Annotated in this window: 22 protein-coding genes and 1 pseudogene; 8 read left to right on the top strand and 15 right to left on the bottom strand. The window is 74.3% G+C overall.

Going from position 1 to position 22,965, the window contains the following annotated elements:
- Window positions 1-19 precede the first annotated feature (19 nt).
- Window positions 20-1,711, top strand: coding sequence for a DUF885 domain-containing protein (locus CCN35_RS19670; RefSeq protein ID WP_086793766.1), 1,692 nt, complete (start codon window positions 20-22; stop codon window positions 1,709-1,711).
- A gap of 57 nt (window positions 1,712-1,768) precedes the next feature.
- Here the strand turns inward: CCN35_RS19670 and CCN35_RS19665 are convergent, their stop codons facing one another.
- From CCN35_RS19665 to CCN35_RS19645, 5 genes are all read right to left on the bottom strand, one after another.
- The gene (locus CCN35_RS19665; RefSeq protein ID WP_086793758.1) at window positions 1,769-4,762 is read right to left on the bottom strand and encodes an AAA family ATPase; all 2,994 of its coding nucleotides are present in this window, start codon (window positions 4,760-4,762) and stop codon (window positions 1,769-1,771) included.
- The gene (locus CCN35_RS19660) at window positions 4,759-5,922 is read right to left on the bottom strand and encodes an exonuclease SbcCD subunit D (RefSeq protein WP_086793756.1); all 1,164 of its coding nucleotides are present in this window, start codon (window positions 5,920-5,922) and stop codon (window positions 4,759-4,761) included. The genes CCN35_RS19665 and CCN35_RS19660 overlap by 4 nt, the downstream gene beginning before the upstream one ends.
- Window positions 5,923-6,040: 118 nt before the next feature.
- A complete protein-coding gene (locus tag CCN35_RS19655) occupies window positions 6,041-6,667 on the bottom strand; it encodes a YigZ family protein (protein WP_067392436.1) in 627 nt (208 codons plus the stop codon).
- Between the two features lie 134 nt (window positions 6,668-6,801).
- Entirely contained in the window at window positions 6,802-7,344 is a 543-nt protein-coding gene (locus tag CCN35_RS19650) for a SixA phosphatase family protein (RefSeq protein ID WP_086793755.1), read from the bottom strand.
- Window positions 7,341-8,069, bottom strand: a complete 729-nt coding sequence (locus CCN35_RS19645; protein ID WP_067392441.1) for a hypothetical protein — start codon at window positions 8,067-8,069, stop codon at window positions 7,341-7,343. The genes CCN35_RS19650 and CCN35_RS19645 overlap by 4 nt, the downstream gene beginning before the upstream one ends.
- A gap of 265 nt (window positions 8,070-8,334) precedes the next feature.
- On the opposite strand from CCN35_RS19645, the gene CCN35_RS19640 reads away from it, so the two are divergent.
- On the top strand, window positions 8,335-8,742 hold the full coding sequence (locus CCN35_RS19640; protein ID WP_067392444.1) for a CoA-binding protein: 408 nt from the start codon (window positions 8,335-8,337) through the stop codon (window positions 8,740-8,742).
- Between the two features lie 31 nt (window positions 8,743-8,773).
- Here CCN35_RS19640 and CCN35_RS19635 read toward each other — a convergent pair whose 3' ends face one another.
- Complete coding sequence (locus tag CCN35_RS19635; RefSeq protein WP_086793753.1) at window positions 8,774-9,328, bottom strand: YbaK/EbsC family protein; 555 nt, start codon at window positions 9,326-9,328, stop codon at window positions 8,774-8,776.
- Window positions 9,329-9,396: 68 nt separating this feature from the next.
- Window positions 9,397-9,969 (bottom strand): helix-turn-helix domain-containing protein, encoded by a 573-nt coding sequence (locus CCN35_RS19630; RefSeq protein WP_169721375.1) that lies wholly within the window; start codon window positions 9,967-9,969, stop codon window positions 9,397-9,399.
- Window positions 9,970-10,061: 92 nt separating this feature from the next.
- On the opposite strand from CCN35_RS19630, the gene CCN35_RS19625 reads away from it, so the two are divergent.
- Window positions 10,062-10,919, top strand: a complete 858-nt coding sequence (locus tag CCN35_RS19625) for a DMT family transporter (protein WP_086793765.1) — start codon at window positions 10,062-10,064, stop codon at window positions 10,917-10,919.
- 101 nt (window positions 10,920-11,020) lie between these two features.
- On the opposite strand, the gene CCN35_RS19620 is transcribed toward CCN35_RS19625, so the two are convergent.
- A complete protein-coding gene (locus CCN35_RS19620) occupies window positions 11,021-11,833 on the bottom strand; it encodes an acyltransferase (RefSeq protein WP_067392452.1) in 813 nt (270 codons plus the stop codon).
- 119 nt (window positions 11,834-11,952) lie between these two features.
- Here CCN35_RS19620 and CCN35_RS19615 point away from each other — a divergent pair, with 119 nt between their 5' ends.
- Window positions 11,953-12,480 (top strand): gamma carbonic anhydrase family protein, encoded by a 528-nt coding sequence (locus CCN35_RS19615; protein WP_067392456.1) that lies wholly within the window; start codon window positions 11,953-11,955, stop codon window positions 12,478-12,480.
- 129 nt (window positions 12,481-12,609) lie between these two features.
- On the opposite strand, the gene CCN35_RS19610 is transcribed toward CCN35_RS19615, so the two are convergent.
- The 3 genes and pseudogenes from CCN35_RS19610 to CCN35_RS29635 form a co-directional block, all read right to left on the bottom strand.
- The gene (locus CCN35_RS19610; RefSeq protein ID WP_067392459.1) at window positions 12,610-13,275 is read right to left on the bottom strand and encodes a DedA family protein; all 666 of its coding nucleotides are present in this window, start codon (window positions 13,273-13,275) and stop codon (window positions 12,610-12,612) included.
- 144 nt (window positions 13,276-13,419) lie between these two features.
- Window positions 13,420-14,784: a hypothetical protein gene (locus CCN35_RS19605; protein WP_067392462.1), complete on the bottom strand. Its 1,365-nt coding sequence runs from the start codon at window positions 14,782-14,784 to the stop codon at window positions 13,420-13,422.
- 378 nt (window positions 14,785-15,162) lie between these two features.
- Window positions 15,163-15,463 (bottom strand): annotated as a pseudogene (locus tag CCN35_RS29635) (hotdog family protein); the annotation flags it as partial.
- A 70-nt stretch (window positions 15,464-15,533) separates the two neighbouring features.
- Between CCN35_RS29635 and CCN35_RS19595 the strand changes: the two are divergent.
- Window positions 15,534-16,541, top strand: coding sequence for a DUF8017 domain-containing protein (locus tag CCN35_RS19595; RefSeq protein WP_067392465.1), 1,008 nt, complete (start codon window positions 15,534-15,536; stop codon window positions 16,539-16,541).
- 36 nt (window positions 16,542-16,577) lie between these two features.
- Here the strand turns inward: CCN35_RS19595 and CCN35_RS19590 are convergent, their stop codons facing one another.
- Window positions 16,578-17,423 carry a spermidine synthase gene (locus tag CCN35_RS19590; protein WP_067392468.1) on the bottom strand — a complete coding sequence of 282 codons (846 nt, stop codon included), beginning with the start codon at window positions 17,421-17,423 and terminating at the stop codon, window positions 16,578-16,580.
- 378 nt (window positions 17,424-17,801) lie between these two features.
- Here CCN35_RS19590 and CCN35_RS19585 point away from each other — a divergent pair, with 378 nt between their 5' ends.
- On the top strand, window positions 17,802-18,614 hold the full coding sequence (locus tag CCN35_RS19585) for a TVP38/TMEM64 family protein (RefSeq protein WP_079129651.1): 813 nt from the start codon (window positions 17,802-17,804) through the stop codon (window positions 18,612-18,614).
- 34 nt (window positions 18,615-18,648) lie between these two features.
- A complete protein-coding gene (locus CCN35_RS19580) occupies window positions 18,649-18,828 on the top strand; it encodes a hypothetical protein (protein WP_079129652.1) in 180 nt (59 codons plus the stop codon).
- Window positions 18,829-18,840: 12 nt separating this feature from the next.
- Here the strand turns inward: CCN35_RS19580 and CCN35_RS19575 are convergent, their stop codons facing one another.
- Window positions 18,841-19,581: an SDR family NAD(P)-dependent oxidoreductase gene (locus CCN35_RS19575; RefSeq protein ID WP_067392471.1), complete on the bottom strand. Its 741-nt coding sequence runs from the start codon at window positions 19,579-19,581 to the stop codon at window positions 18,841-18,843.
- 348 nt (window positions 19,582-19,929) lie between these two features.
- Here CCN35_RS19575 and lnt point away from each other — a divergent pair, with 348 nt between their 5' ends.
- Window positions 19,930-21,504: an apolipoprotein N-acyltransferase gene (lnt, locus tag CCN35_RS19570; RefSeq protein WP_067392474.1), complete on the top strand. Its 1,575-nt coding sequence runs from the start codon at window positions 19,930-19,932 to the stop codon at window positions 21,502-21,504.
- On the opposite strand, the gene CCN35_RS19565 is transcribed toward lnt, so the two are convergent.
- Window positions 21,422-22,333 carry a Gfo/Idh/MocA family protein gene (locus CCN35_RS19565; protein WP_086793749.1) on the bottom strand — a complete coding sequence of 304 codons (912 nt, stop codon included), beginning with the start codon at window positions 22,331-22,333 and terminating at the stop codon, window positions 21,422-21,424. The two genes, lnt and CCN35_RS19565, sit on opposite strands and share 83 nt — an antisense overlap.
- A gap of 10 nt (window positions 22,334-22,343) precedes the next feature.
- On the bottom strand, window positions 22,344-22,965 hold a 622-nt coding region (locus tag CCN35_RS19560), incomplete at its 5' end, for an FAD-dependent monooxygenase (protein ID WP_211285554.1).

The following is a 22,965-nucleotide window of genomic DNA, read 5'->3' as shown; positions in this document are numbered from 1 at the left end:
CCGTATGAGGATGGTCCGCATGTCGCAGACCAACAGCCCGCTGCCCCGTCAGGTCGCCGACGCCTACGTCGACGAACTCATCGCCCTCGACCCGATCACCGGTACGTATCTCGGCGTGAAGGAGAGTTCCAGCAGGCTGCCCGACACCTCACCGGCCGGCCAGGAGGCGCTCGCGGACCTCGCGCGCACCACCCTGGCCCGGCTGGCGGAGGCCGAGCGGCAGCCCGGCGCGGACAGTGACATCGAGCGCCGGTGCGCACGCCTGCTGCGCGAGCGCCTCACCGCCGAACTCGCCGTGCACGAGGCCGACGAGGGCCTGCGGACGGTGAGCAACATCCACAGCCCGGTGCACTCGGTGCGCGAGGTCTTCACGCTCACTCCCACCGGCACGGACGAGGAGTGGGCGGCGGTCGCCGAGCGGCTGCGCGCCGTGCCCGCCGCGCTGCGCGGCTACCGCGAGTCCCTCGCCCTGGGCCTGGAGCGCAAGCTGTACGGCGGTCCGAAGCCGGCGGCCACCTTCATCCAGCAGCTGACCGAGTGGTCGGACACCGACGGCCGGGGCCGCGGCTGGTTCGAGGACTACGTCTCCGGCGGCCCCGAGTCCCTGCGCGGGGAGCTGGACGAGGCCGCCCGCACGGCGACCGCGGCGGTCGTGGAGCTGCGGGACTGGATGCGGGACGTCTACGTGCCGGCGATCGGCGACGCGCCGGACACGGTCGGCCGCGAGCGCTACGCCCGCTTCGCGCGGTACTTCAACGGCACGGATCTGGACCTGGACGAGGCGTACGCGTACGGCTGGTCGGAGTTCCACCGTCTGCTCGGCGAGATGCGGAAGGAGGCCGAGAAGGTCCTGCCCGGCGCCCGGACCCCGTGGGTGGCGCTCGCGCACCTCGACGAGCACGGCACGCGCATCGAGGGCGTGGAGGAGGTCCGCGTCTGGCTGCAGAAGCTGATGGACGAGGCGATCGATGCGCTGGACGGCACGCACTTCGAACTCGCCGAGCGGGTGCGGAGGGTGGAGTCGTGCATCGCGCCGCCCGGCGGTGCCGCGGCCCCGTACTACACGCCGCCGTCCGCCGACTTCTCGCGGCCGGGCCGGACCTGGCTGCCCACCATGGGGCAGACCCGCTTCCCGGTGTACGACCTGGTGTCCACCTGGTACCACGAGGGCGTCCCCGGCCACCACCTCCAGCTCGCCCAGTGGGTGCACGTGGCGGAGAACCTCTCGCGCTACCAGGCCACGGTGGGCATGGTCAGCGCCAATGCCGAGGGCTGGGCGCTGTACGCGGAGCGGCTGATGGACGAGCTCGGCTTCCTCACGGACCCCGAGCGGCGGCTCGGCTATCTGGACGCGCAGATGATGCGGGCGGTCCGGGTGATCATCGACATCGGCATGCACCTGGGGCTGGAGATCCCCGAGGACTCGCCGTTCCACCCGGGCGAGCGGTGGACGCCCGGGCTGGCGCTGGAGTTCTTCGCCGCGCACAGCAGCCGTCCGCGGGACTTCGTGGAGAGCGAGCTGATCCGCTATCTGTCGATGCCCGGCCAGGCGATCGGCTACAAGCTGGGCGAACGGGCCTGGCTGCTGGGCCGGGAGAAGGCCAGGGAGCGTCACGGCGACGCGTTCGACGCCAAGGCCTGGCACATGGCGGCCCTCTCCCTGGGGTCGCTGGGCCTGGACGACCTGGTGGACGAGCTGGCGCGGCTGTGAGCCCCACGGGCCGCCCTCCGTTCGTCCGGGGCCCCGGACCGCTGCCCGTTCGGGGTCTCAGACCACCGTGCGCTGCCGCACGACCGATCCCGATCTGCCCTTGACGACCTCCAGCTGGGCGTGGATGCGCCGCCGCAGATCGGGGACGTGGCTGACGATGCCGACGCTGCGGTCGCGCTCCCGCAGGGAGTCGAGGACGTCGAGGACCTCGTCGAGGGTCTGGTCGTCGAGGCTGCCGAAGCCCTCGTCGATGAAGAGCGTGTCGAGGCGCACGCCGCCGGCCTCGTCCGTGACGACGTCCGCGAGTCCCAGGGCGAGCGCGAGCGAGGCGAAGAACGTCTCGCCGCCCGACAGGGTCGCCGTGTCCCGCTCACGGCCCGTCCAGGCGTCCACCACGTGCAGCCCCAGACCGCTGCGGCCGCGTCCGGCCCGGTCGTCGGAGTGGACCAGGGTGTAGCGGCCGGAGGACATGCGCCGCAGACGTACGGTCGCGGCGGCGGCCACCTGTTCCAGGCGGGCGGCCAGGACGTAGGACTCCAGGCGCATCCGGTGCGCGTTGTCGGCGGAGGTGCCCGCGGTCAGGGCGGCGAGACGGGCCACGCGCCCGTGCTCCTCGCGCAGCGGTGCCAGCCGGCGTATGCCGGCGGCCACCCGCGCGGAGAGCCGGTCGAGTTCGGCGCAGCGGCGGGCGGCGGCGTCCCGTGCGGAGACGGCCTCGCGCAGCCGCCGGTCCGCGGCCGCCGCGGCGGCCTCCGCGGCGGCCAGGTCGACGGGGGGCCGCCGGCCGGCGGCCGCGGTGCCGGCCTCGGCGAGGACCGCCCGCACGGCGGCCTCCTCCGTCTGCCAGGCGTCCAGACGCTGTTGCAGCTCGCGGCGGGCGGCGTCGTCGAGGAGGGCGGCGGCCGCGGCCTGCGGGGTGTCGAAACCGGCCCGGAAGGCGGCCTCGGCGAGCCGTCCGTCGGCGTCCTTGAGCCGCTCGGCGCTCTCCTCGGCGGCGCGGGCGGCGTCGGCGGCGTCGGTGAGCAGCGCGACACGGCGCTCCAGCTGGGCGGCTCGCGCGGCGACGCTGTCGGCGGTGCCCCTGGCCTCGGCCAACTCCGCCTCCAGGGCGGCCTTCTCGTGGTCCAGGCTCTCCTTGCGGGCCAGCCGGGAGGCCGCGCGGACCTCGGCCCGGCGGCGGTCGGCGAGCCGCCGTTCGCGTTCCTCCTCGGCGGCGCGCAGCTCCTGCCGTGCCGTGTGCAGCTCGGCGGCGTCCCGGCGCGCCTTCTCGAGCTCCGCCTCCAACTCCTCGAGTTCCTCGGCGAGTTGCCCGGTGGGTGTCTCGCCCGCCTCGGCGGTGGCGGCGGCCAGGGCCTCGCGCAGGGCGCCGAGCCGGCGCTCGTCCTCGGCGCGCCGCTCGTCGGCTGCCTGATGGTCCGTCAGGGCGCGTTCCTCCGTCTCGCGGTCGACGTGTCCGGCGACCCTGCGCGCGGGCGCGGGGTGTTCGGTGGCGCCGCAGACGGCGCAGGGCTCGCCGTCGACGAGGTGCGCGGCGAGTTCGGCGGCGATGCCGTTCAGGCGCTGTTCCTTCAGCCGCAGCCAGTGCTCCTTGGTGCGCAGGGCCTCCTGGGCGGAGGCGAGCGCACGCCGCCGCGCCTGTTCGGTGGCCTCGGCCAGCTCGTCCCGTCTCCGGGCGGCGGTGAGCCGCTGCCGCGCGGATTCGTGCCGTACGGCGAGCTGTTCGGCCCGGGTGGCGGCCTCCTGGGCGGTGTCGACACGGGCCTGCAGGGCCGACCGGACGGTCTCCCACTCGGCGAGCCAGCCCTCGGCCTCCTGCAGGACCTCCTCGTCGGCGCGCTGCTGCCGGTCCGTCTCGGCGCGTTCGGCGACGACCTCGGCCAGGCGCTGCTCGGCGCGGCGGGCCGCCTCGAGGCCGCCCAGTTCCTCGGCGGCCCGGCGGGCGGCGGCGGCGAGTCCGGCCGCCCCGGCGCCGGCGAGGTCCTCGGGGAGCAGCGCACGCGCGCGTGCCTCGGCGGCGGCGGCCGCGCGGTGCTCGGCGTCGGCGGCCTCGCGCAGTTCCAGGGCCGGTGCCACCGTCTCGGCCTTGCGTCCCCGTTCCATCCGCTCCTGCGCCTGCCGGTGGGCGCCGGCCCGCTCCGCCAGGCGCGCGGCACGCTCCTGTGCCTCGGCGAACCGCCGCTGCAGCCGGGCCTGTTCGCGTGCCTCCTCCAGGGCCCGCTCGGCGGCGGCACGGGCGGACTCGGCGACCGTGAGCCGGCAGCGGGCGACGGTCAGCTGCTCGCGGGCGGTGCTGCGGGCGACGGCGGCCGCGGTCAGGACGGCCTGCGCCAGTCCGGGATCGCCCGGGGCGAGGTTTGGCAGTTCCATGGCCCCGCCCGCCGCCTGCTGCATGCGGTGGGCGTCGGCCAGCAGCGCCGCGTCGCCCTCGCGCACCCGTGCCTCGGTGGCCCGTCTGCGCTCGGCGAGGTGCTTTTCGACCTCGGCGAAACGCCGGGTGTCGAACAGCCGGCCGAGCAGTCTGCCGCGGGCCTCGGCGTCGGCGCGCAGAAAGCGCGCGAAGTCGCCCTGCGGCAGCAGCACGACCTGGCAGAACTGCTCGCGGCTCATGCCGAGCAGCTGGGTGATCTCCTCGCCGATCTCCTGGTGGGAACGGCTGAGGTCCTTCCAGACGCCGGTCGCCGGGTCGTACTCGCGAAGCCGGCTCTGGGCCTTGTCGAGCGTCGTGCCCGTGCCGCGTTTCTTCGGGCGTTCCCAGGGCGGCTGCCGGGTGATCTCCAGCCGGCGGCCGGCGACGGTGAAGTCGAGGGTGACCTCGGTGCGGGTGTCCGCCGCCGCGTGGTCGCTGCGCAGGGTGGTCCCCTGTCCGCTCTGGCGGGCGCCGGGCACCGAGCCGTACAGGGCGTAGCACACGGCGTCCAGGACGGAGGTCTTGCCGGCGCCGGTCGGGCCGTGCAGCAGGAACAGCCCGGCGGACGACAGCGCGTCGAAGTCGACCGTCTGAGAGCCGCCGAAGGGCCCGAAGGCGGTGATGTCGAGCCGGTGCAGCCTCACCGTGCCGCCTCCCGCACCGCCTCGTCGGCGCGCACCGCGTCGAACGCCTCGCGCAGCACGGCCCGTTCGTGCTTGTCGGGTTCCGCTCCGCGCACATGGGTCACGAAGTCCTCCGCGATCTGCCGGTCGTCGCGGCCGGCGAGACGGCGGGCGTAGGAGACGTCCGGGTCGTCGGGGGCGCGTTCGGGGTCGAAGACGAGACTGAGGATGTGCGGGAAGCGCTCGGCGAGGCGGGCCATGGGGTCGGCCGGGCGGACCGGGTCGGTGAGGGTGGCCTCGACCCATGCGTCGCGGTGGCGGGCGAGGTCCGGGTCGGCGAGCAGTTCCTCCAGCGTGCCCCTCAGACGGGCCAGGGGCCGCGGGACCGGGCAGTCGATCCGCTCGGCGCCGGCGAAACCGCCGGCGTCGAGGTCGACGAGCCACATGCTCTTGCGGTGGTCGGCCTCCGAGAAGGAGTACGGCAGCGGGGATCCGGAGTAGCGCACGCGCTCGGTGATGGTCTGACAGCCGTGCAGATGTCCCAGGGCGACGTAGTCGACGCCGTCGAAGACCTCCGCGGGGACGGCCGCCACCCCGCCGACGGTGATGTCCCGTTCGCTGTCGCTGGCCTTGCCGCCGGTGACGAAGGCGTGGGCGAGGACGACCGAGCGGGTGCCGGGCGCGCGGGTGGCGAGATCGGCGCGGACCCGGTCCATGGCGGCGGTGAGCACCGCCTCGTGGCCGGCCCTGTCGACCCCGAACTCGTCCTTGACCAGGGCCGGTTCGAGGTAGGGCAGGCCGTAGAAGGCCACGTCGCCATGGGCGTCGGCCAGGATCACCGGGGTTCCGCACGCCGACGGCTCGGTGCGCAGATGGATGCCCGCGCGGCCGATCAGCCCCGCGCCGACGCCCAGACGGCGTGCCGAGTCGTGGTTCCCGGAGATCATCACCGTGGGCACCCCGAGGCCGGCGAGCCGGTGCAGGGCGTCGTCGAACAGCTCGACCGCGGCCAGCGGGGGCACCGCGCGGTCGTACACGTCTCCCGACACGACCACCGCGTCGACCTCGCGTTCGCGCACGGTCGCGACGAGGTGGCCGATGAACGCGGCCTGGGCCTCGAGCAGGTTCACCCGGTGGAACGCCCGTCCCAGATGCCAGTCGGACGTGTGCAGCAGCCTCATGATCCCCGAAGACTATCGGCCGGGTCCGGCGTCACGGGCGGTCCCTCCCGTATCGGCCGTCCCGCACGGCACCGGGCGGGGCGCGGGCCGAGGGGGCCGCCCCGGTCCGGCCGTCGTGTCATGCCTCCCCGTAGGCCTCCCCGCCCAGCTCGAACCCGGCCGTCCCGGCCGTGACGTCCGCCAGCCAGCTTTGGAAGGCGTCCACGTCGGCGTCCGGCAGGCCGATCTCGATGGTGACCGCCTCGCCGTAGTGCACATGGCGCACCTCGCGGCCGGCGGCCCTGAGCTCGTTCTGCACCTTGCCGGCCCGCTGGTGGTCCACGGTGACCGTGGCGAGGCGGTACCGGCGGAGGGTGCGGGTGCCGAGCACGTCCAGGGTCTCGCCGACGACGCCGCCGTAGGCCCGGATGAGTCCGCCCGCGCCGAGCTTGACGCCGCCGTAGTAGCGGGTGACGACGGCGACGACGTAGCGCATCCCGCGGCGCAGCAGCATCTGGAGCATGGGAACGCCCGCGGTGCCGCCGGGCTCGCCGTCGTCGCTCGCCTTCTGGATGCCGGCGTCGGCACCGATGACGTAGGCCCAGCAGTTGTGCGTGGCGTCCGCGTGCTCCTTGCGGACGGCGGCGATGAACTCCTGGGCCTCCTGCTCGGTGGCCGCCGGGGCGAGCGCGCACAGGAAGCGGGAGCGGTTGATCTCGATCTCGTGCACGCCCGCGCGTGCGACTGTGCGGTACTCGTCCTGCATCCGACCAGCCTATGCGGACCGGCCGGAGCGTCTGCGCCCGAGGTGCCGCTCCGGCGCGGGCGCGGCCCCTCCCGGTCCGGTCGCCGTCCGGTTCCCGCTCGTCCCGCCCGGTGCTTCTCCCCCTCGGTGCTTCCTCAGTGCTTCGTGCCTCGCGGCACCATGAAGCCGGTCAGGAGGGCGGCGCCGGGCGTGAGCGACCGCCAGCCGGGGCCGTGCCAGGACAGTACGGCGACCGCGGAGGTCGGGAACTTCGCACGGAGCCGGTCGAGCGTGTCGTCCAGGCCGTCCCCGGCCAGCTCCAGGACCAGCTGCTCCAGGCCCGGGTTGTGCCCGACGAGCAGCAGCGTCTCCACCTCGGCCGGCACCTCGCGCACGGCCGCCAGCAGGCCGGGGACACCGGCGGCGTACAGCCCGGGGTCGTAGCGCACGGGCGGCGGGGTGCCCCACTGGGCCGAGGCCAGCTCCCAGGTCTGCCGGGCGCGCAGGGCGGTGGAGCACAGGGCGAGGTCCGGCAGGCAGTCGGCCTCGGCGAGCGCACGCCCCGCCGCGGGTGCGTCCCTGCGTCCGCGGGGCGCGAGCGGACGGTCGTGGTCGGCGACGCCCTCGGGCCGGGCGGACTTGGCGTGGCGCAGGACCACCAGCCGGTGCAGCGGGCCGGCTCCCGCTCGGGCGGTCATGCGGTACTGCCCAGGTCGCGGGTGAGGTCCAGGCCGAGCAGCCGGTCCGCGTACGCGTACGTCTCGAAGCGCGCCCCGTCCGCCAGGTCCGGGTGCGCGGCCACCTCCTCCAGTGCGCGCACGACCGCCGGGACGTCCAGGTCGTCCTCCCAGGCGTCGCGCAGCCGGCCGCGCACCTCGTCGGGAACCGGACGCGAGGGCCTGCTCGCCCAGCCGGCGACCGCGCGGCGCCAGCGCGCAAGGGTACGGCGGGCCTCGTCCAGCGCGGCGGCGTCGAGCCGTACGGGCTCGGTGCGGCCCCGGGCGAGCAGGGCCAGACGCCAGGCGGCGGGGTCGGTGTCGGCCGCGGGCTCGACGGGCACCGCCGCGTCGACGGGCGCGACGGCGACCCGGACGCCGTCGGCCGCCGTGGTGCCGTCCTCGGCGGTCACCTGGATCACCCGGGCCCCCTGGAGGGCGACGCCGAGGGCGTGGCCGTCCTCGAAGGGCCGGATCCCGAGGGCCGTGGCACCGGCCCGCAGGTCCTCCTGGTCCCGGTCGCCGGTCAGCACGGCCCACACGGGGACGCCGCCCAGGTCGAGGGCGCGGACGAGGAGGTCGGCGACCAGCAGGACGCGCAGTCCCGTGGCGTCGAAGCGCGAGGGGTGTGCCTCGACCCGGGTCGGGCCGCGGGCGGGAACGGCGTCCACGGGCACGCCGGTCCGGGCGTCGGTGATGCGCAGCACGGGCCGAGCCTAATCGGCCAAAGGGCCGTGCGCGGGCATTGCGGGACACGGGCGTGCGAGCCGTGCGCAGCACGCCCGGCGCCGTGTTCCGCGCCGGGTGCGGGGGCGCCCCGGTCCGTCCCTCTCCCCCGCTCCCGCGGGCCCTCATGGGCTCCGCCCGGGAATCGCCGGGCGGCCGCCGGTGTTGCCCCGATGGCGGCCCTGCCCCAAGCCCCGCCCGGAGCAGGGCCGGAACGAACGGAACGAACGGACTGAGGAGACCCAGGTGTACGGCGACGCGGCGACGATCCGGAAGATCCTGACCGAACTCGGCGACACCTGGGCCGTGGTGGGCCTGTCGTCGAACCGCGACCGGGCCGCGTACGGCGTCGCCCAGGTGCTGCAGCGCTTCGGCAAGCGTGTCGTCCCGGTCCATCCCAAGGCGGAGACGGTGCACGGCGAGCGGGGCTACCCCACCCTCGCGGACATCCCGTTCGACGTGGACGTGGTCGATGTGTTCGTCAACAGCCGTCTGGCCGGCCAGGTCGCGGACGAGGCGGTCGCCAAGGGCGCGAAGGCCGTCTGGTTCCAGCTCGGTGTCGTCGACGAGGCCGCCTATGAACGCACCCGGGCCGCCGGCCTCGAGATGGTCATGGACCGCTGCCCGGCCATCGAGATCCCCCGTCTGGGCTGAGCCGCCCGGGGCGCCGTCCGCCGACGGCCCCTCAGACTCCCAGCCCCTCCAGCACCACGGCTCCCGGCAGTTCGGCGAACGCCTTGCCCGGCACGAGCAGTTTGCCGCGGCGGCGGCCGCTGCCGACCAGGACGTACGGCAGGTCGACGACGGCGGAGTCGACCAGGACGGGCCAGTCGCCGGGCAGGCCCAGCGGGGTGATGCCGCCGTACTCCATGCCGGTCTCCCCCGTGGCCACGTCCATCGGCGCGAAGGACGCCTTGCGGACGCCGAGATGACGGCGTACGACCCCGTTGACGTCGACACGTGTGGGGGACAGCACCAGGCATGCGGCCAGCCGGGTCACGCCGCCGCGCTTTCCCGCCACGATCACGCAGTTCGCGGACGTCTCGAGCAGGTCCCGGCCGTAGTGCTCGACGAAGACGGCGGTGTCGGCCCACCGCGGGTCGGTCTCGACGTAGAGGATCTGCTCGGCCGGGACGCTGCCGCGCCAGCGGCGTACGGCGTCGGCGACCGGACGGGTCAGCCGGTCGAGGCAGTCGGGGGCGGGGAGGGCCTCGTCGAAGTCTCCGATGGGTGCGCGCATGGCCGCACGCTAGCAGCAGCGCGGCCGGCACGGCCGGGCGTCCCACCGCGCGAAAGGCGCCGGTGGTCTCACTGCACGGGCGGCACCGAGATGGCCATGACCATGTCCATCGGAACGGTGCCGCTGTTGGCGTACGTGTGCGGTGCGCCGGCCTCGAAGGAGGCGCTGGCCCCCGCCGGCACGCGGTACTCCACCCCGTCGACCGTGAGCGTCAGCTCTCCCGCGGTGACATGCACCAGTTCGACGGTGCCGGAGGGATGCGGGTCGGACGGGCTGCTCTCGCCGGGCATCAGACGCCACTCCCACATCTCCAGCGGACCGGGGGCCTCGACACCGGCGAGCAGCCGGTTGTAGCTGCCGGCGTCGGTGTGCCACAGACGGACGGCCTGGTCGGCGGGGATGATCCGGACCTTGGGGCCCTGCTCGTAGTCGAGCAGGGTGGTGATGCTGACACCGAGCGCGTCACCGATCTTGACGACGGTGCCGAGGCTGGGGTTGGTCCGGGCCTGCTCGATCTGGATGAGCATGCCGCGGCTGACACCCGCGCGCGCGGCGAGCGTGTCCAGGGTGAAGCCGCGTTCGGTGCGCCAGCGTTTGACGTTGCGCGCCAGGGACTGGGTCAGCAGTTCGAGGTCCGCCACATTCCGTCCAATATTCTGGATGCTAAAGTTCAATCCGTTGCACTACGGTGGGCTGCACCCGACCGTCCGTCGAACTGTACTGCGAGGTACGCGTGACAGCATTCTTCGCCCTGGTCACCAGCCTGCTCTGGGGTCTGGCCGACTTCGGCGGCGGGCTGCTCACGCGCCGCAGCCCGGCCCTGACCGTCGTGGTGTTCTCCCAGGGCATCGCGGCGGCCGTGCTGGGGGTGATCGTCCTCGCCACCGGCGGCTGGAGCGAGGCCGGACCACGGCTGTGGTTCGCGTTCGCCGCGGGTCTGGTCGGGCCGGCCGCCATGCTCTGCTTCTACAAGGCGCTCGCCCTGGGCCCGATGGGGGTGGTCTCGCCGCTCGCCTCCCTGGCCGTGGCCGTGCCCCTCGCCGTCGGCCTGGCCCTGGGCGAACGGCCGGGGCCGCTGCAGACCGCGGGCATCGCGGTCGCCGTCACCGGCGTGGTGCTCGCGGGCGGACCGCGGCTGGGGGGAGCCGCCGTGCAGCGGCGGACGATCTGGCTGACGCTGGCCGCGGCGCTCGGTTTCGGCACGGTGCTCGCACTGATCGCGGAGGCCTCCACCACGGTCACCGGCCTGTTTCTCGCGCTCTTCGTGCAGCGCGTGACCAATGTGGCGGCGGGCGGGGCCGCGCTCTACGCCCTCTCGCGGCGGGGCGGGACCGTCCTGCCCGAGGGAGGCTTCTCCTGGGGCACGCTGCCCGCGCTGGCCTTCGTCGGTCTGGCGGACGTGGCCGCCAACGGCACCTACTCCGTCGCCGTCCAGCACGGCCCCGTCACGGTGGCCGCCGTCCTCGCCTCCCTCTACCCGGTGGTGACGGCGCTGGCCGCCCGCGGTTTCCTCAGCGAACGGCTGCGGACGGTGCAGGCGGCGGGAGCGGGTCTGGCGCTGGTGGGGACGCTGCTGCTGGCGACGGGCTGAGCCCCGGCAGGGCGGCCGGAGGGATCAGCCCCCGGTCTCCGGCCCGGCGGGCCGAAAGCCCTGCTCCCCCGCCGGGCGGGCCGCGCTCTCCTCCCCGCTCCTCACCGCGCTCCTTCCGCGCTCTTCTCCGCGCTCTTCTCTTCGTTCCCCGCCGCGCCCTCCGCCGCGTCCGTCCCCGCGTCCGCTTCCGCGTCCGTCTTCTCCACATCCGCCAGCGCCAGCAGCTGCTCGGGGGTGACGCCCTCCGGTATCGGCACCGGAGCCGGCGTCCTCAGCGGCGGCTGCCAGCCCCCGGCGGCGGTCCAGCGGCGTACGACCCGGGCGGGAGCCCCGGCGACCACCGTGTGGTCCGGCACCTCGCCGCGGACCACCGCGCCGGCCGCCACCACGACGTTCCGCCCTATCCGCGCCCCCGGCAGGATCACCGCGCCGGTGCCGATCCAGCAGCCCGGACCTATGTCCACCGGTTCCATCCGGGGCCACTGCTTGCCGATGGGCTGGTGCGGGTCGTCGTAGGAGTGGTTGGTGGAGGTGACGTAGACGTACGGCCCGAAGTAGCAGTCGTTGCCGATGGTGACCGTGGTGTCGGCGATGACATGGCTGCCGCGGCCGAGGACCACCCCGTCGCCGATGCGCAGGATCGGCTCGGGGCCGAGGTCGAGGTCGGGCATCAGACCGGCGGTCAGCGTGACCTGCTCGCCGATGATGCAGTGCGCGCCCAGGTGGATCCACGGCTCGCCGAAGACCGTGCCCAGCGGGAAGGCCAGCCTGGTACCTGTTCCCATCGCGCCGAAGCGGAAGCGCCCGGGACGCTCGGCCGTGACGGAACCCGTGCGCTGCACCCAGGCCCAGCCCGCGTGAACGGCGCGCTGGGCAAGGCGTCGCCGCCAGGACGAGAACGTGTTCTTCCGCATGAGCACCCGCTCACCGTACTCAGGCCCGGCCGTGCCCAGGGCCCGCAGCGGCTGTGATCTTCGCCCCACCCGATGGCGTACGGTGCCGTCGGACCCATGCCGTGAAAGGTAGGACGAGGATGACGCACAAGGCGCTGATCGCCGGCATCGGCGAACGAGAGCCGCACGTGGACGAGGAGGCGTTCGTGGCGCCCACGGCCACGGTGATCGGTGAGGTGTCCCTGGGCGCGGGCGCGAGCGTCTGGTACGGCGCGGTGCTGCGCGGCGACGTCGAGCGGATCTCCGTCGGCGCGGACAGCAACGTCCAGGACAACTGCACCCTGCACGCCGACCCCGGCTTCCCGGTCAGTGTCGGCGAGCGGGTCTCCATCGGGCACAACGCGGTGGTGCACGGCGCGACCGTCGAGGACGACTGCCTGATCGGCATGGGAGCGACGGTGCTGAACGGCGCGGTGATCGGCGCGGGCTCCCTGGTGGCCGCACAGGCGCTGGTGCCGCAGGGCATGCGGGTGCCGCCGGGGTCCCTGGTCGCGGGGGTGCCCGCCCGGGTCCGGCGGGAGCTGACGGAGGAGGAGCGCCAGGGGATCACACTGAACGGCACGATGTACGCGCAGCTCGCGCGGGCGCACCGCGAGGTGCACGACTGAGCGCGACCGCACGGTCCCCGGACGCCCGAAGCACCTGTGAAGCACCCGAAGCACGGCCGGCGGGCGCCCGAAGGGCATCCGAAGGCGGTCCCGCGCGCCCCGCGCCCGTTGCGGGCCGGGGCGCCCCGCTCACTCCCCGGCGGGAACGGGTTCCAGCGCCTCGCTCTCGCGCTCGCGCCCGTGCTGCGCGGCCTGTGCCTTCTTCGCCTTGCGCTTGAGCATCAGCATCGAGCCGAGCCCGACGAGCACGGCCACCGCCAGGCCCGCCCACGAGAACCTCTTCAGCCAGGACTCGGCCACCACACCGACGTAGTAGACGACCGCCGTGGTGCCGCCCGCCCAGCAGATGCCGCCGAGGACATTGGCGATGAGGAACTTCCAGTAGGGCATGCGCAGCACACCGGCGAGGGGGCCGGCGAAGATGCGCAGCAGGGCGACGAAGCGGCCGAAGAACACCGTCCACATGCCCCACTTCTCGAAGGACCGCTCCGCGGCGGCGACATGCCCCTCGCTGAAGTGCCGGGGGAACTTCCTGCCCAGCCAGGCGAGCAGGGGCCTGCCGCCCCTGCGGCCGATGGCGTAGCCGATGGAGTCGCCGACGACCGCGCCGACGGTGGCGCAGGTGCCGAGGATCACGGGGTTGATGCCCTCGTGCTGGGAGGACAGCAGGGCGGCGGAGACCAGGACGATCTCGCCGGGCAGCGGGATGCCCAGGCTCTCCAGGCCGATGATCAGGCCCACCACCGCGTAGACAGCGGCCGCGGGTACCGTTTCGAGCCATTCCTGGACGTGCACCGCCGGTTCCTCCCCGTTTCGGGTCCCTGTGTTCCCAGGGGCGCACGGCAAGCGCGCCCCCGGGAAGACTACCGGGCCGGTCCGCCCGGACGAGGACCCGCACAGCGCGCCTTCACCCCCAGGAGAGGGTGTCGGCAGCGCGTCTCACCAGGGAATTCCGCATCGGCGGCCCGGCCGGGACGCCGACTGCCCGCCGGCGGCGGTCGCGGCTGCCGCGTGTCTCGTGCCCCGGCCGCGAGAAGGCGGCGCCCCGGCACGGCACGCCCGTTCCCGGGACGTCCTGCTTCTGCCCGGCACATGGATTCCGCCGCGGTCCGGGACGCCGGCACGTCCTGCGCGCGGGCACGGCGCGGGCGCGCCGTGCCTCGCCGGGCCGTGGGCCGTCCCGCCCGTGTGCGCGGGGCGGCCGTGGCGGGCCGTCACCCGGGACCGGAGCGCAAAGGCGGCGGACACGGCCGGCGCGGGCTCCCCGGGGCCGCCCGGGCGGGCGGAGCCCGTGCTGTGCGTCCCCTCGCCGGCGCGGGGACCGAAGGCGGCACGGTCGTCCGCCCAGCCCTTGGCGGCGAGCATGGTGACGAGCAGGGCCAGGGCGGTGAGGCCGACGCTCACGGCCAGGACCGTGCGGTACCGGCGCAGCGGATCGGGCCGTGTCTCGTACGGCGTTCTGCGCGGCGTCCGGCGCTGGGCCCTGCGCGGGACGCGGGCCGGGCGGGAGTCGAGGTAGCGGCGGGCGCCCCAGCCGAGCACCGTCTCGGTGAGCAGGATCTCGAGTCCGCCGTCGAAGTGGCCGAGCTGCTCGGCGGCGCACCGGCAGTGGGGGCAGGCCCTCAGATGGCGCCGTGCGTCGGGCAGCAGCGTGCCGCCCCGGCGCGTGGAGACGTCGAGGAAGCGGTTGTAGAAACGGCATTCCCCGGTCGGCGCGAGTTCCCGGTGGGCCCGTATGCAGCCCGCCCGGAATTGTTCCCGGGCCTGCCGCAGCGCAACCGCCGCGGTGCCGGTGTCCATGGCCAGCAGACCGGCCGGCACGGTGATGGGTTCGGCCTCGACCTCGGTGTGCCAGAGCAGGCACTGGAAGGTCCCGGGAAGGGACCGGAAAGCCCGGTCGGCGAGTTTCCTCCTCGAGAACGTCCGCGAGGGCGTCGTGGACATCGCCGCGCGCAGCCCGCGGCCGCCCGCGGGTCTGCCGAGTTCCGGCAGTACGGCGCATGCCGTCTCGTCGCCGGCCCACTCCCGGACGATCTCGCGGGCGGCGACGAGGAGTTGCGGCCGCAGAGCGCCGCCTTCCGGCCGGCGCAGCACCTGCCGGAAGGCGGTGGTGGCCACCAGGGCGGCCGAACTTCCTTGAGCGGCAAGGCAGATGGCCGCGTAGTCGTAGGTCGCCCGCCAGTGCCGGGCGAGCAGCAGCTCGACGGCGCGATGGTCGCCGTCGGGGTTCCGCAGCCGCGCGACGAGGCTGCGGTCGGACTCCTCCGGCGTCGTGCCGGAGCGTGGGGGGTGGGGGGTTTGCACTGCACCATTCCTTCCAGCCGTATGACGGCGCACGGAATGGGCGCCACCCTCGCACACGTGGCTCACGACGAACAAGCAGCCCCAAAGGCCGCTGTCTCGAAGAGCGAGAAATGCAAGGAGGTTACCGGCGGTACGCACACTCGCATTCAAGAAATGACCGTCTCGGGAACACCGGCTTCCCTGCATCTTCCCCGCACATAAAGCTGGTTGACGAACCAGAACTTCGACTTCGCGACGGCTTCGCGCCTTTCCTGCGGCTTGTTCCCGTGTTTCTCCGGAGCCGTTCCCGCCCCGGAACACGGTGACCCGCACAGCGCACCGGTCACCGGACGCCGCCGGCCGCCGCCTCGCGCCGGGTCCCGGCTCGCCCGCGACCGTTCAGCCGTTGGGCCGCAGGGTCCGGACCGCCGTCATCTCCCGGGTGACGGCTTTGTCCGCGCGCCGGATCTGACGGAGACCGGGAACTCCGGCCGCTGCCCCGCGTCGGGTTCCGCGACGACGTCGGCGGCCGGACGGTCCGGGGTCGCGGTGGCGGTGCCCGTGGCCGGCTTCCTGCGGGCGGTGCCGGCCCGTACCGCGAGCGGCACCGCACGCGGGAGCCGGTCCCGGACGCGGCCGGCACGATCGCCCCGCCGGCGGTCTCCCCGAACGTGAACATCGCGCCGGCGTGCGGCCCGCCCCACACTGGTACGTCCCTGACAAAATGCAGTGACCAAATCGTGTCTCCGGCTGCCCTAGGGTTGTTGTCCATGTGGCCAGGACAGCAGCCGCCCGGAGGCGAGCAGAACCCGCAGAACAATCCGTACCAGCAGCCGGGGTACCAGCAGCCGAACCCTTATCAGCAGCCCGGCTACCAGCAGCCCAACCCGTACGCCCAGCAGCCCCAGTGGAGCGCGCCGACCGTGCCCATGGACAAGGCGCAGCCGCCGCAGGGCAGCGGCGGGGGCGACAACCGGACGAAGCTGGTCGCGATCGTCTCCGCCACGGCCGTGGTGGTGACCGCCGCCGTGACCGGCTTCCTGGTCCTCGGCGGGGACAAGGACGACAAGGCCGGCGGCACGGCCGACCCCAAGGCGAGCCAGTCGGCCTCGGCCGACGCCTCCGCCGAGCCGAGCGACTCCCCTTCCGTGTCGGACGACAACCCCCGCGGCACGGAGACGGTGGAACCGACGATTCCCGGCTGGAAGGTCGTCATCAACCCCAAGCGGGGTGTCGCCTTCGACGTGCCGGCCGACTGGGAGGTCCAGTCCCCGGGGCTGAGCATCGGCTTCGAGGACAAGGACGGCAAGCCGCTCACCATCATGTCCGGGGTGGCCAAGTACAAGTCGAAGTGGTGCACCTCCGACGACGACAAGGACGGCCGCTCGGAGGACACGGCACTGGCCGCGGTGGGCTCCAAGGGGGCCGAGGGCGCCAAGGACACCGACGAGGTGGCGGTGAACACCGTGGCCTGGTGGGTCTACGGCGGCTACACCCAGCCCGACAAGAAGAGCCTCACGTTCGACAAGAAGGCCAAGCCGTACACGACCAAGTCGGGCATCAAGGGCAGCATCGCCTGGGCGCAGTCGAACAACACGCCCCAGAAGGGCAAGTGCGCGAGCGACGGCAAGGCGCTCACCTTCGGCTTCAAGAACTCCGCCGGCGACTTCGTCGCCTGGAACTTCTACGGTGCCAAGGGCGTCAAGGAGGAGGTTCCCACCGAGACCATCATGCGGATCCTCAGCACGGTCCGGCTGCACGGCGAGCCCACCGGCTGACCCGGCAGAGTCCCGGGCCCCGGCCGGCAGGACGGGTCAGCCGATGCCGAACGCGCCGTCCGGCGGCTCGGGCGACGGTACGGCGTCCTCGTCCCGCACCGGCTCGGCGGCACCGATGAACTCCCCGAGCGCGGCGCCGTGTTCCACCCGCGCGGGGAAGACGTCGGAGGCGGTCAGCCGGGCCAGGGCCGCGGTGTCGAAAGGGCGGTGCGCGGCTGCCAGCACCGCGTTCCCGAAACGGCGTCCGCGCAGCATCGCCGGCTCGGCGATCAGCACAAGCTCCTCGAAGACCGCCGCGAAGGTGGCCAGTTGGGAGCGCAGAAAGGCGAAGGGCGCGCCGTCGGGAAGGTTGGCGAGATAGACGCCGCCGGTCCGCAGCACCCGCTCCGCCTCACGGGCGTAGGCGAGGGAGGTGAGGTGGGCGGGGACCCGGGAGCCCCCGAAGACGTCCGCGATCAGGACGTCCGCCGAGTCGTCCGGGGCGCTCTCCAGCCAGGTGCGGGCGTCGGCGGTGTGCAGCGCGATGCCGGAGCCCTGCGGGAGCGGAAGGTGGTCGACGACCAGTTCCAGCAGGGCACGGTCGGCCTCGACGACGTCCTGCCGGGAACCGGGGCGGGTCGCGGCCACATAGCGCGGCAGGGTGAGGGCGCCTCCGCCCAGGTGCAGCACGTCCAGCGGACGGCCCGGCTCCGCGATCGTGTCCAGGACGTGCCCGAGCCGGCGCGCGTACTCGAACTCCAGATGGGCGGGTGCGTCCAGGTCGACGTACGACTGCGGGGCGTCGTCCACGGTCAGCAGCCACGCCCGTGCGCGGTCGATGTCGGGCATCAGCTTGGCGGTCCCGTGATCGACGGTTCGGATCACGGGTATCGGCTCGGTCACGGCTCCATTGTGCCGGTCCGTCGCCCCGGTGGCGGCAAGGGGGCGCGGGGCCGGCCGTCACCGCGATTCCCCGGCCGGTGACGGTGAGCACGCCCTCCACCGGCAGAGGCAGGGTCGGCTTCGGGCGCCGTCGACCGCGGCCAGGAGGATCAGGACGGCAGCCTCCGGGACATCCGCGACCGCGGATGCCGCGAGAACGAAGGCGTACCGGAACACGGCACCGGTCCTTCACGGCCCGTCAGCCCGCGTCGAACGGGTTTCCGGCGTGCGTGCCGGCCTGCGCGGCGGGGCGGGTCCGGGACAGGGGACGGACGGGCCGGGGGACCGACGAGACGGACGACACGGCGATCACGCCGGTCCGTCGGTTACTGTCACCGGATGCTCCACGCCTCCCCCCGTTTCGGGGCCGCCGCCGCGGTCTGCGCCAGAGCGCTGCTGTCCCCCTGGTCGCGGCTGTCCCTGCTGCTCCTCCTGCTCGCCGTGGCCGGTGTGTCCGTCCTGCTCCTCGAGCCGCAGAGACTGCTGGTGCACGGCTGGCCGCCGCATCTCGACGGGGCCGCCGCGGTGGTGGTGTTCGCCGTGGCGTACGGGCTGTGCACGGTGGCGTTCGTGCCACGGCCGCTGCTGAACCTCGCCGCGGGGGCGCTGTTCGGCTCCCAGCTGGGGGTGGCGGCGGCGCTGGGCGGCACGGTGCTGGGAGCCGGGATCGCCTTCGGTCTCGGCCGGGCCCTGGGCCAGGAGGCGCTGCGGCCCCTGCTGCGCGGACGGCTGCTGAGGGCGGCGGACGGCCAGCTCAGCCGGCACGGCTTCCGTTCGATGCTGGCGATCCGGCTCTTTCCCGGGGTTCCGTTCTGGGCGTCGAACTACTGCGCCGCCGTCTCCCGTATGCGCTGGCCGGCGTTCCTGCTCGCCACGGCCCTCGGCTCCCTGCCGAACACCGCCGCCTACGTCGTCGCCGGCGCCCGCGCCTCCGCGCCGACCTCCCCGGCCTTTCTCGTGGCGCTGGCCTGCATCGCCGTACCGGCCCTGCTGGGCACGGCGTTCGCCTGGTGCAGGCGCCACCGCCTGCGGCACCGGCCGGGGGCGCCGGAAGGGCCGAGGACGCCGGAAGAGCAGGGGGCACCGGAAGCACCGAGGAGGCCGGGAGCGCCGAGGGCCCGGGACAAGAGGGTCGCTGTAGCGGTCCGGTAGCGCAGAGTCAGGGCTTACCCCTAGGCTTGGGGCCATGTCCCCCGATTCAGTGGCCTCTGGTTCCATGCGGTCTGCTGCCGAGTTGAACGAGCAGATCCGGTCGCTGTGGTTGCGCTCCGGCGGGTCCTTGTCGGACCAGGAGCGCGCGGAGTACGCGTTACTGGTGGTCGAGTGGGCCGCCGCCGTGCGCGGCCAGGTCGTCGAGGCGGCCTGACACCGCCCGGGCTCAGCGCCCGCCCGACACCCGCAGCACCGTCCCCGTCGTGTAGGAGGCGTCCGGCGACATCAGCCATGCGACGGCCGCGGCGACCTCCTCGGGCCGGCCCGGGCGGCCCAGCGGAACCGCATCGGCGATGCGCCGGGGCCGGCCCGGGTCGCCCATCGCCGCGTGCATGTCGGTGTCGATCACGCCGGGCGCGACCGCGTTGACGCGGATGCCGTCCGGGCCGAGCTCCTTGGCCAGGCCCAGCGTCAGGGCGTCCACGGCGGCCTTCGTCGCGGCGTAGTGCACGAACTCCCCGGGGCTGCCGAGCGTGGCGGCCACGGAGGACACGTTCACGATCACTCCGTTTCCCCGGGGCACCATGAGCTGTGCGGCACGGCGCGAACACAGCAGGGTGCCCATCAGGTTGACGTCCACGACCCGCCGCAGATCGGCGGTGCCGACATCGGTGAGCCGGCCCGGCGGTCCGCTCACCCCGGCGTTGTTCACCAGCCCGGTCACCGGTCCGAGCCGGTCCTCCGCCGTGGCGAACAGGCGCTCGACGTCCGCCTCCACCGAGGTGTCCATCCGCACGGTGATCCCGCGCGCCCCGGCCTCCAGCACCTCGTCGGCCACGGCCTCGGCGGCCTCGGCGGCGCCGACGTATCCCACCACCACGTCGTGCCCCTCGGCCGCCAGCCTCCGGCAGATCGCGGCACCGATCCCCCGGCTGCCGCCGGTGACCACTGTCACAAGACGTTTCATGCGGCCCTCCGCTGTGCCGGACGACGACGTCCCCATGCGGTCTCCCCGGCACCTCGTCGCAGCGCCTCGTCGTCGAACGGACGGGGCCGCCCACCGGGCGGCGGTGCCGCCCGCTCCGCCCCGCCGGCCGGGCCGGCCCCACGGTCCCGGCGCACGGGCCGCTCACCGGCGCCGGCCGACGGCACCCCGCCCGACCACCGGACATTCCGGATGTCCGGATATCCCGCACGTCCCGTTTCATTCCCCGCCGTTCGTTCCTTGCCGTGCGGCCCGGGCCGGCCGAGGCCCTCTGGGCGGGATCCTCCGTGGCGCGCACACTGGAACCATCCACGGGGAGGAGGGCGCCGTATGGGGACGTTCGGCCGGTGGACGGTCCTCCCGTGGCGGCGTGCGGCACTGGCCGCGGCAGCGGGGGCACTGCCCGCATTCGCCTTCCCCGCCCCGTCCTTGTGGTGGTTCGCCTACGTCGCCCTGGTCCCGTGGATCCTGCTGGCCCGTTCCGCCCCGACCGGACGGCGGGCGGTGTACGACGGCTGGTCCGGCGGGCTGGGGTTCGTGCTGGCCGTGCACCACTGGCTGCTGCCCAGCCTGCATGTGTTCACCGTCGTGCTCGCGGCCCTGCTGGGCCTGTTGTGGGCGCCCTGGGGGTGGCTGGTGCGGCGCTTCCTGGCGGGGACGCCCTCGCCGGGGCGGGCCGCGGCAGCCCTGCTCGTGCTGCCGTCGGGCTGGCTGATGGTCGAACTCGTCCGCTCCTGGCAGGGGCTGGGCGGTCCCTGGGGGATGCTCGGCTCCAGCCAGTGGCAGGTGGCCCCGGCGCTGCGGCTGGCCTCGGTGGGCGGGGTGTGGCTGCTGAGCTTCCTGGTGGTGGCCGTCAATGTCGCGGTCGCCCTGCTCGTCGCGGTGCGCACGGCGCGGGTGCCCGCGGTGGCCGGGCTGGTGGCCACGGCCGCGGCGGCCTCCTCGGTGTGGGCGGGGGCGCCCCGCCCGGAGGTGACCGGGCACGCCCGTATCGCCGTCGTCCAGCCCGGCACGGTCACCGGCCCCGAGAGCGGACAGCGCCGCTTCGACCTGGAGGAGCGGCTGACCCGCCGTCTGGTGGGACAGGACGCCGACCTGGTCGTCTGGGGCGAGAGCAGCGTCGGCTTCGACCTGGCCCGGCGGCCGGACCTGGCGCGGCGGATCGCCGCCCTGTCCCGGGCGACCGGGGCCGGCGTCCTGGTCAATGTGGACGCCCGGCGCTCCGACCTGCCCGGCATCCACAAGAGCTCGGTCCTGGTCGGCCCGGACGGCCCGACCGGTGACCGCTACGACAAGATGCGGCTCGTCCCCTTCGGGGAGTACATACCGGCCCGCTCCGTGCTCGGCTGGGCGACCGAGGTCGGCAAGGCGGCGGACGAGGACCGCAGGCGGGGCACCGCACAGGTGGTGATGGACGTCGGCCGCGGCCTGCGCGTCGGTCCGATGGTCTGCTTCGAGACGGCGTTCCCGGACATGAGCCGGCATCTCGCGCGGGACGGCGCCGAGGTGCTGCTCGCCCAGTCGTCGACCTCGACCTTCCAGCAGAGCTGGGCTCCTGAGCAGCATGCGTCGCTGGCCGCGCTGCGCGCCGCGGAGACCGGCCGGCCCATGGTGCACGCCACGCTGACCGGGGTGTCCGCCGTGTACGGCCCGACCGGGCGGCCCGTCGGCGACCGGATCGGCACGGACGCGAGCACCGCGCGGGTGTACGAGGTGCCCCTCGCGCGGGGCGTCACCCCGTACGTCCGCTTCGGCGACTGGCCGGTGCACGGGGCGCTGCTGGTGCTGGCCGCCCTGGGTGCGGCGGAGGGGGTGCGGGCCCTCAGGCGGCGCCGGAGTGCTCCAGAACCGCCCGCACCACCCGCTCGCACAGGTCGTGGGTCTCCAGTGCGTCACGGGCGCTGAGCACCTTTCCGGCGCGTACCGCGTCGAGGAAGAACAGCACGGCCTGCTCGATGCCGCGCTGCCGGGCGACCGGCACCCAGTCGCCGCGCCGTCGTATGGTCGGCTGGCCCTTGTGGTCGACGATCTCGGCGAGGTTGATCACCTGCCGCTTGGTGTCCTGCCCGGCGACCTCGAGGATCTCCTCCGCCGAGCCGCTGCGCCGGTTCATCACGCCGAGCGCGGTGAAGCCGTCCCCGGCGAGCTGCAGCACCACATGGTGCAGCAGACCGTCGTGCACGCGTGCGCGCACGGTGACGTCGTCGACCGGGCCGGGCACCAGGAACCGCAGCGTGTCCACGACGTGGATGAAGTCGTCGAGGATCACCGTGCGGGGGTCCCCGGGCAGCCCGACGCGGTTCTTCTGCATCAGGATCAGCTCGCGCGGGTGGTCGGCGCACTGCACGTACCCGGGCGCGTGGCGCCGGTTGAACCCGACCATCAGCGAAACGTTCCGCTCCTCGGCGAGGGCCACCAGGCGCGCGGAGTCGGCCAGGTCGTAGGCGAGCGGTTTGTCGACGTACGTCGGCACGCCCGCCTCCAGCAGCCGCTCGACGATCCCGGGGTGGGCGGAGGTGGGGGCGTGCACGAAGGCGGCGTCGAGGTCCTGGGCGAGGAGCGAGTCCAGGGTCGTGTGCCGCCGGTCGGCCGCCAGGCGCAGGCCGTCGGCGACCCGTTCGAGCGTCTCGGGCGTCCGGGTCTGCAGGTGCAGATCGACTCCCGGCAGGGTGCCGAGCACCGGCAGGTATGCCTTCCGGGCGATGTCGCCGAGTCCGATGCAGCCGATCCTCACCTGGGCTCCTTCACCGCTCGCCTGTACCTGCCCGCACGGCAGGATACGGCGGTTGCCAGTCCGCGATGCCCTCGAAGCCCCGCAGCAGCAGATCCGGGCGGATCCTGGACAGGGCGGCGATCGCGGTGTCGCGCACGGCGATGCCGGCGCGGCTGCGCATCAGGCCGAGCCGCGCGGTCCGTACGGCCTGCCGGGCGACGGCCGTCGTACGGGGCAGCCGGGCCGCGGTGTAGGCGGCGAGGTCGTCCGCGTGGTGCGCCAGGACGACGGCGTCCTCGAGGGCCTGGTTGCCGCCCTGGCCGAGGTTCGGCGGCATGGCGTGCGCGGCGTCGCCGAGGAGGGCGACCCGGCCGCGGTGGTACGCGGGCAGCGGCTCGGCGAGGTGGTGGACGTCGTGGCGCAGCACGTCCTCGGGCCGGGCGGCGGCCAGAACGGCGGGGATCGGGTCGTGCCAGTCGCCGAAGCGGCGCAGGAGTTCGGCCTTCTCGTCGTCGGCGGCGTGCCGGCTGGCGGGAGCCGTGGCGGCGGCGTAGGCGTACACGCGGCCGTCCTTGAGCGGGTGCGTGCCCCACAGCCGTCCCCGGCCCCAGGTCTCGTGGGAGGCGAACGCGGCGCCGGGCACGGGGATCACA

The organism is Streptomyces thermovulgaris (assembly GCF_002155915.1).
GTDB lineage: Bacteria > Actinomycetota > Actinomycetes > Streptomycetales > Streptomycetaceae > Streptomyces > Streptomyces thermovulgaris.
The sequence above is the reverse complement of the archived record's forward strand: the minus strand, read 5'-3'. Positions and strand labels throughout refer to the sequence as shown.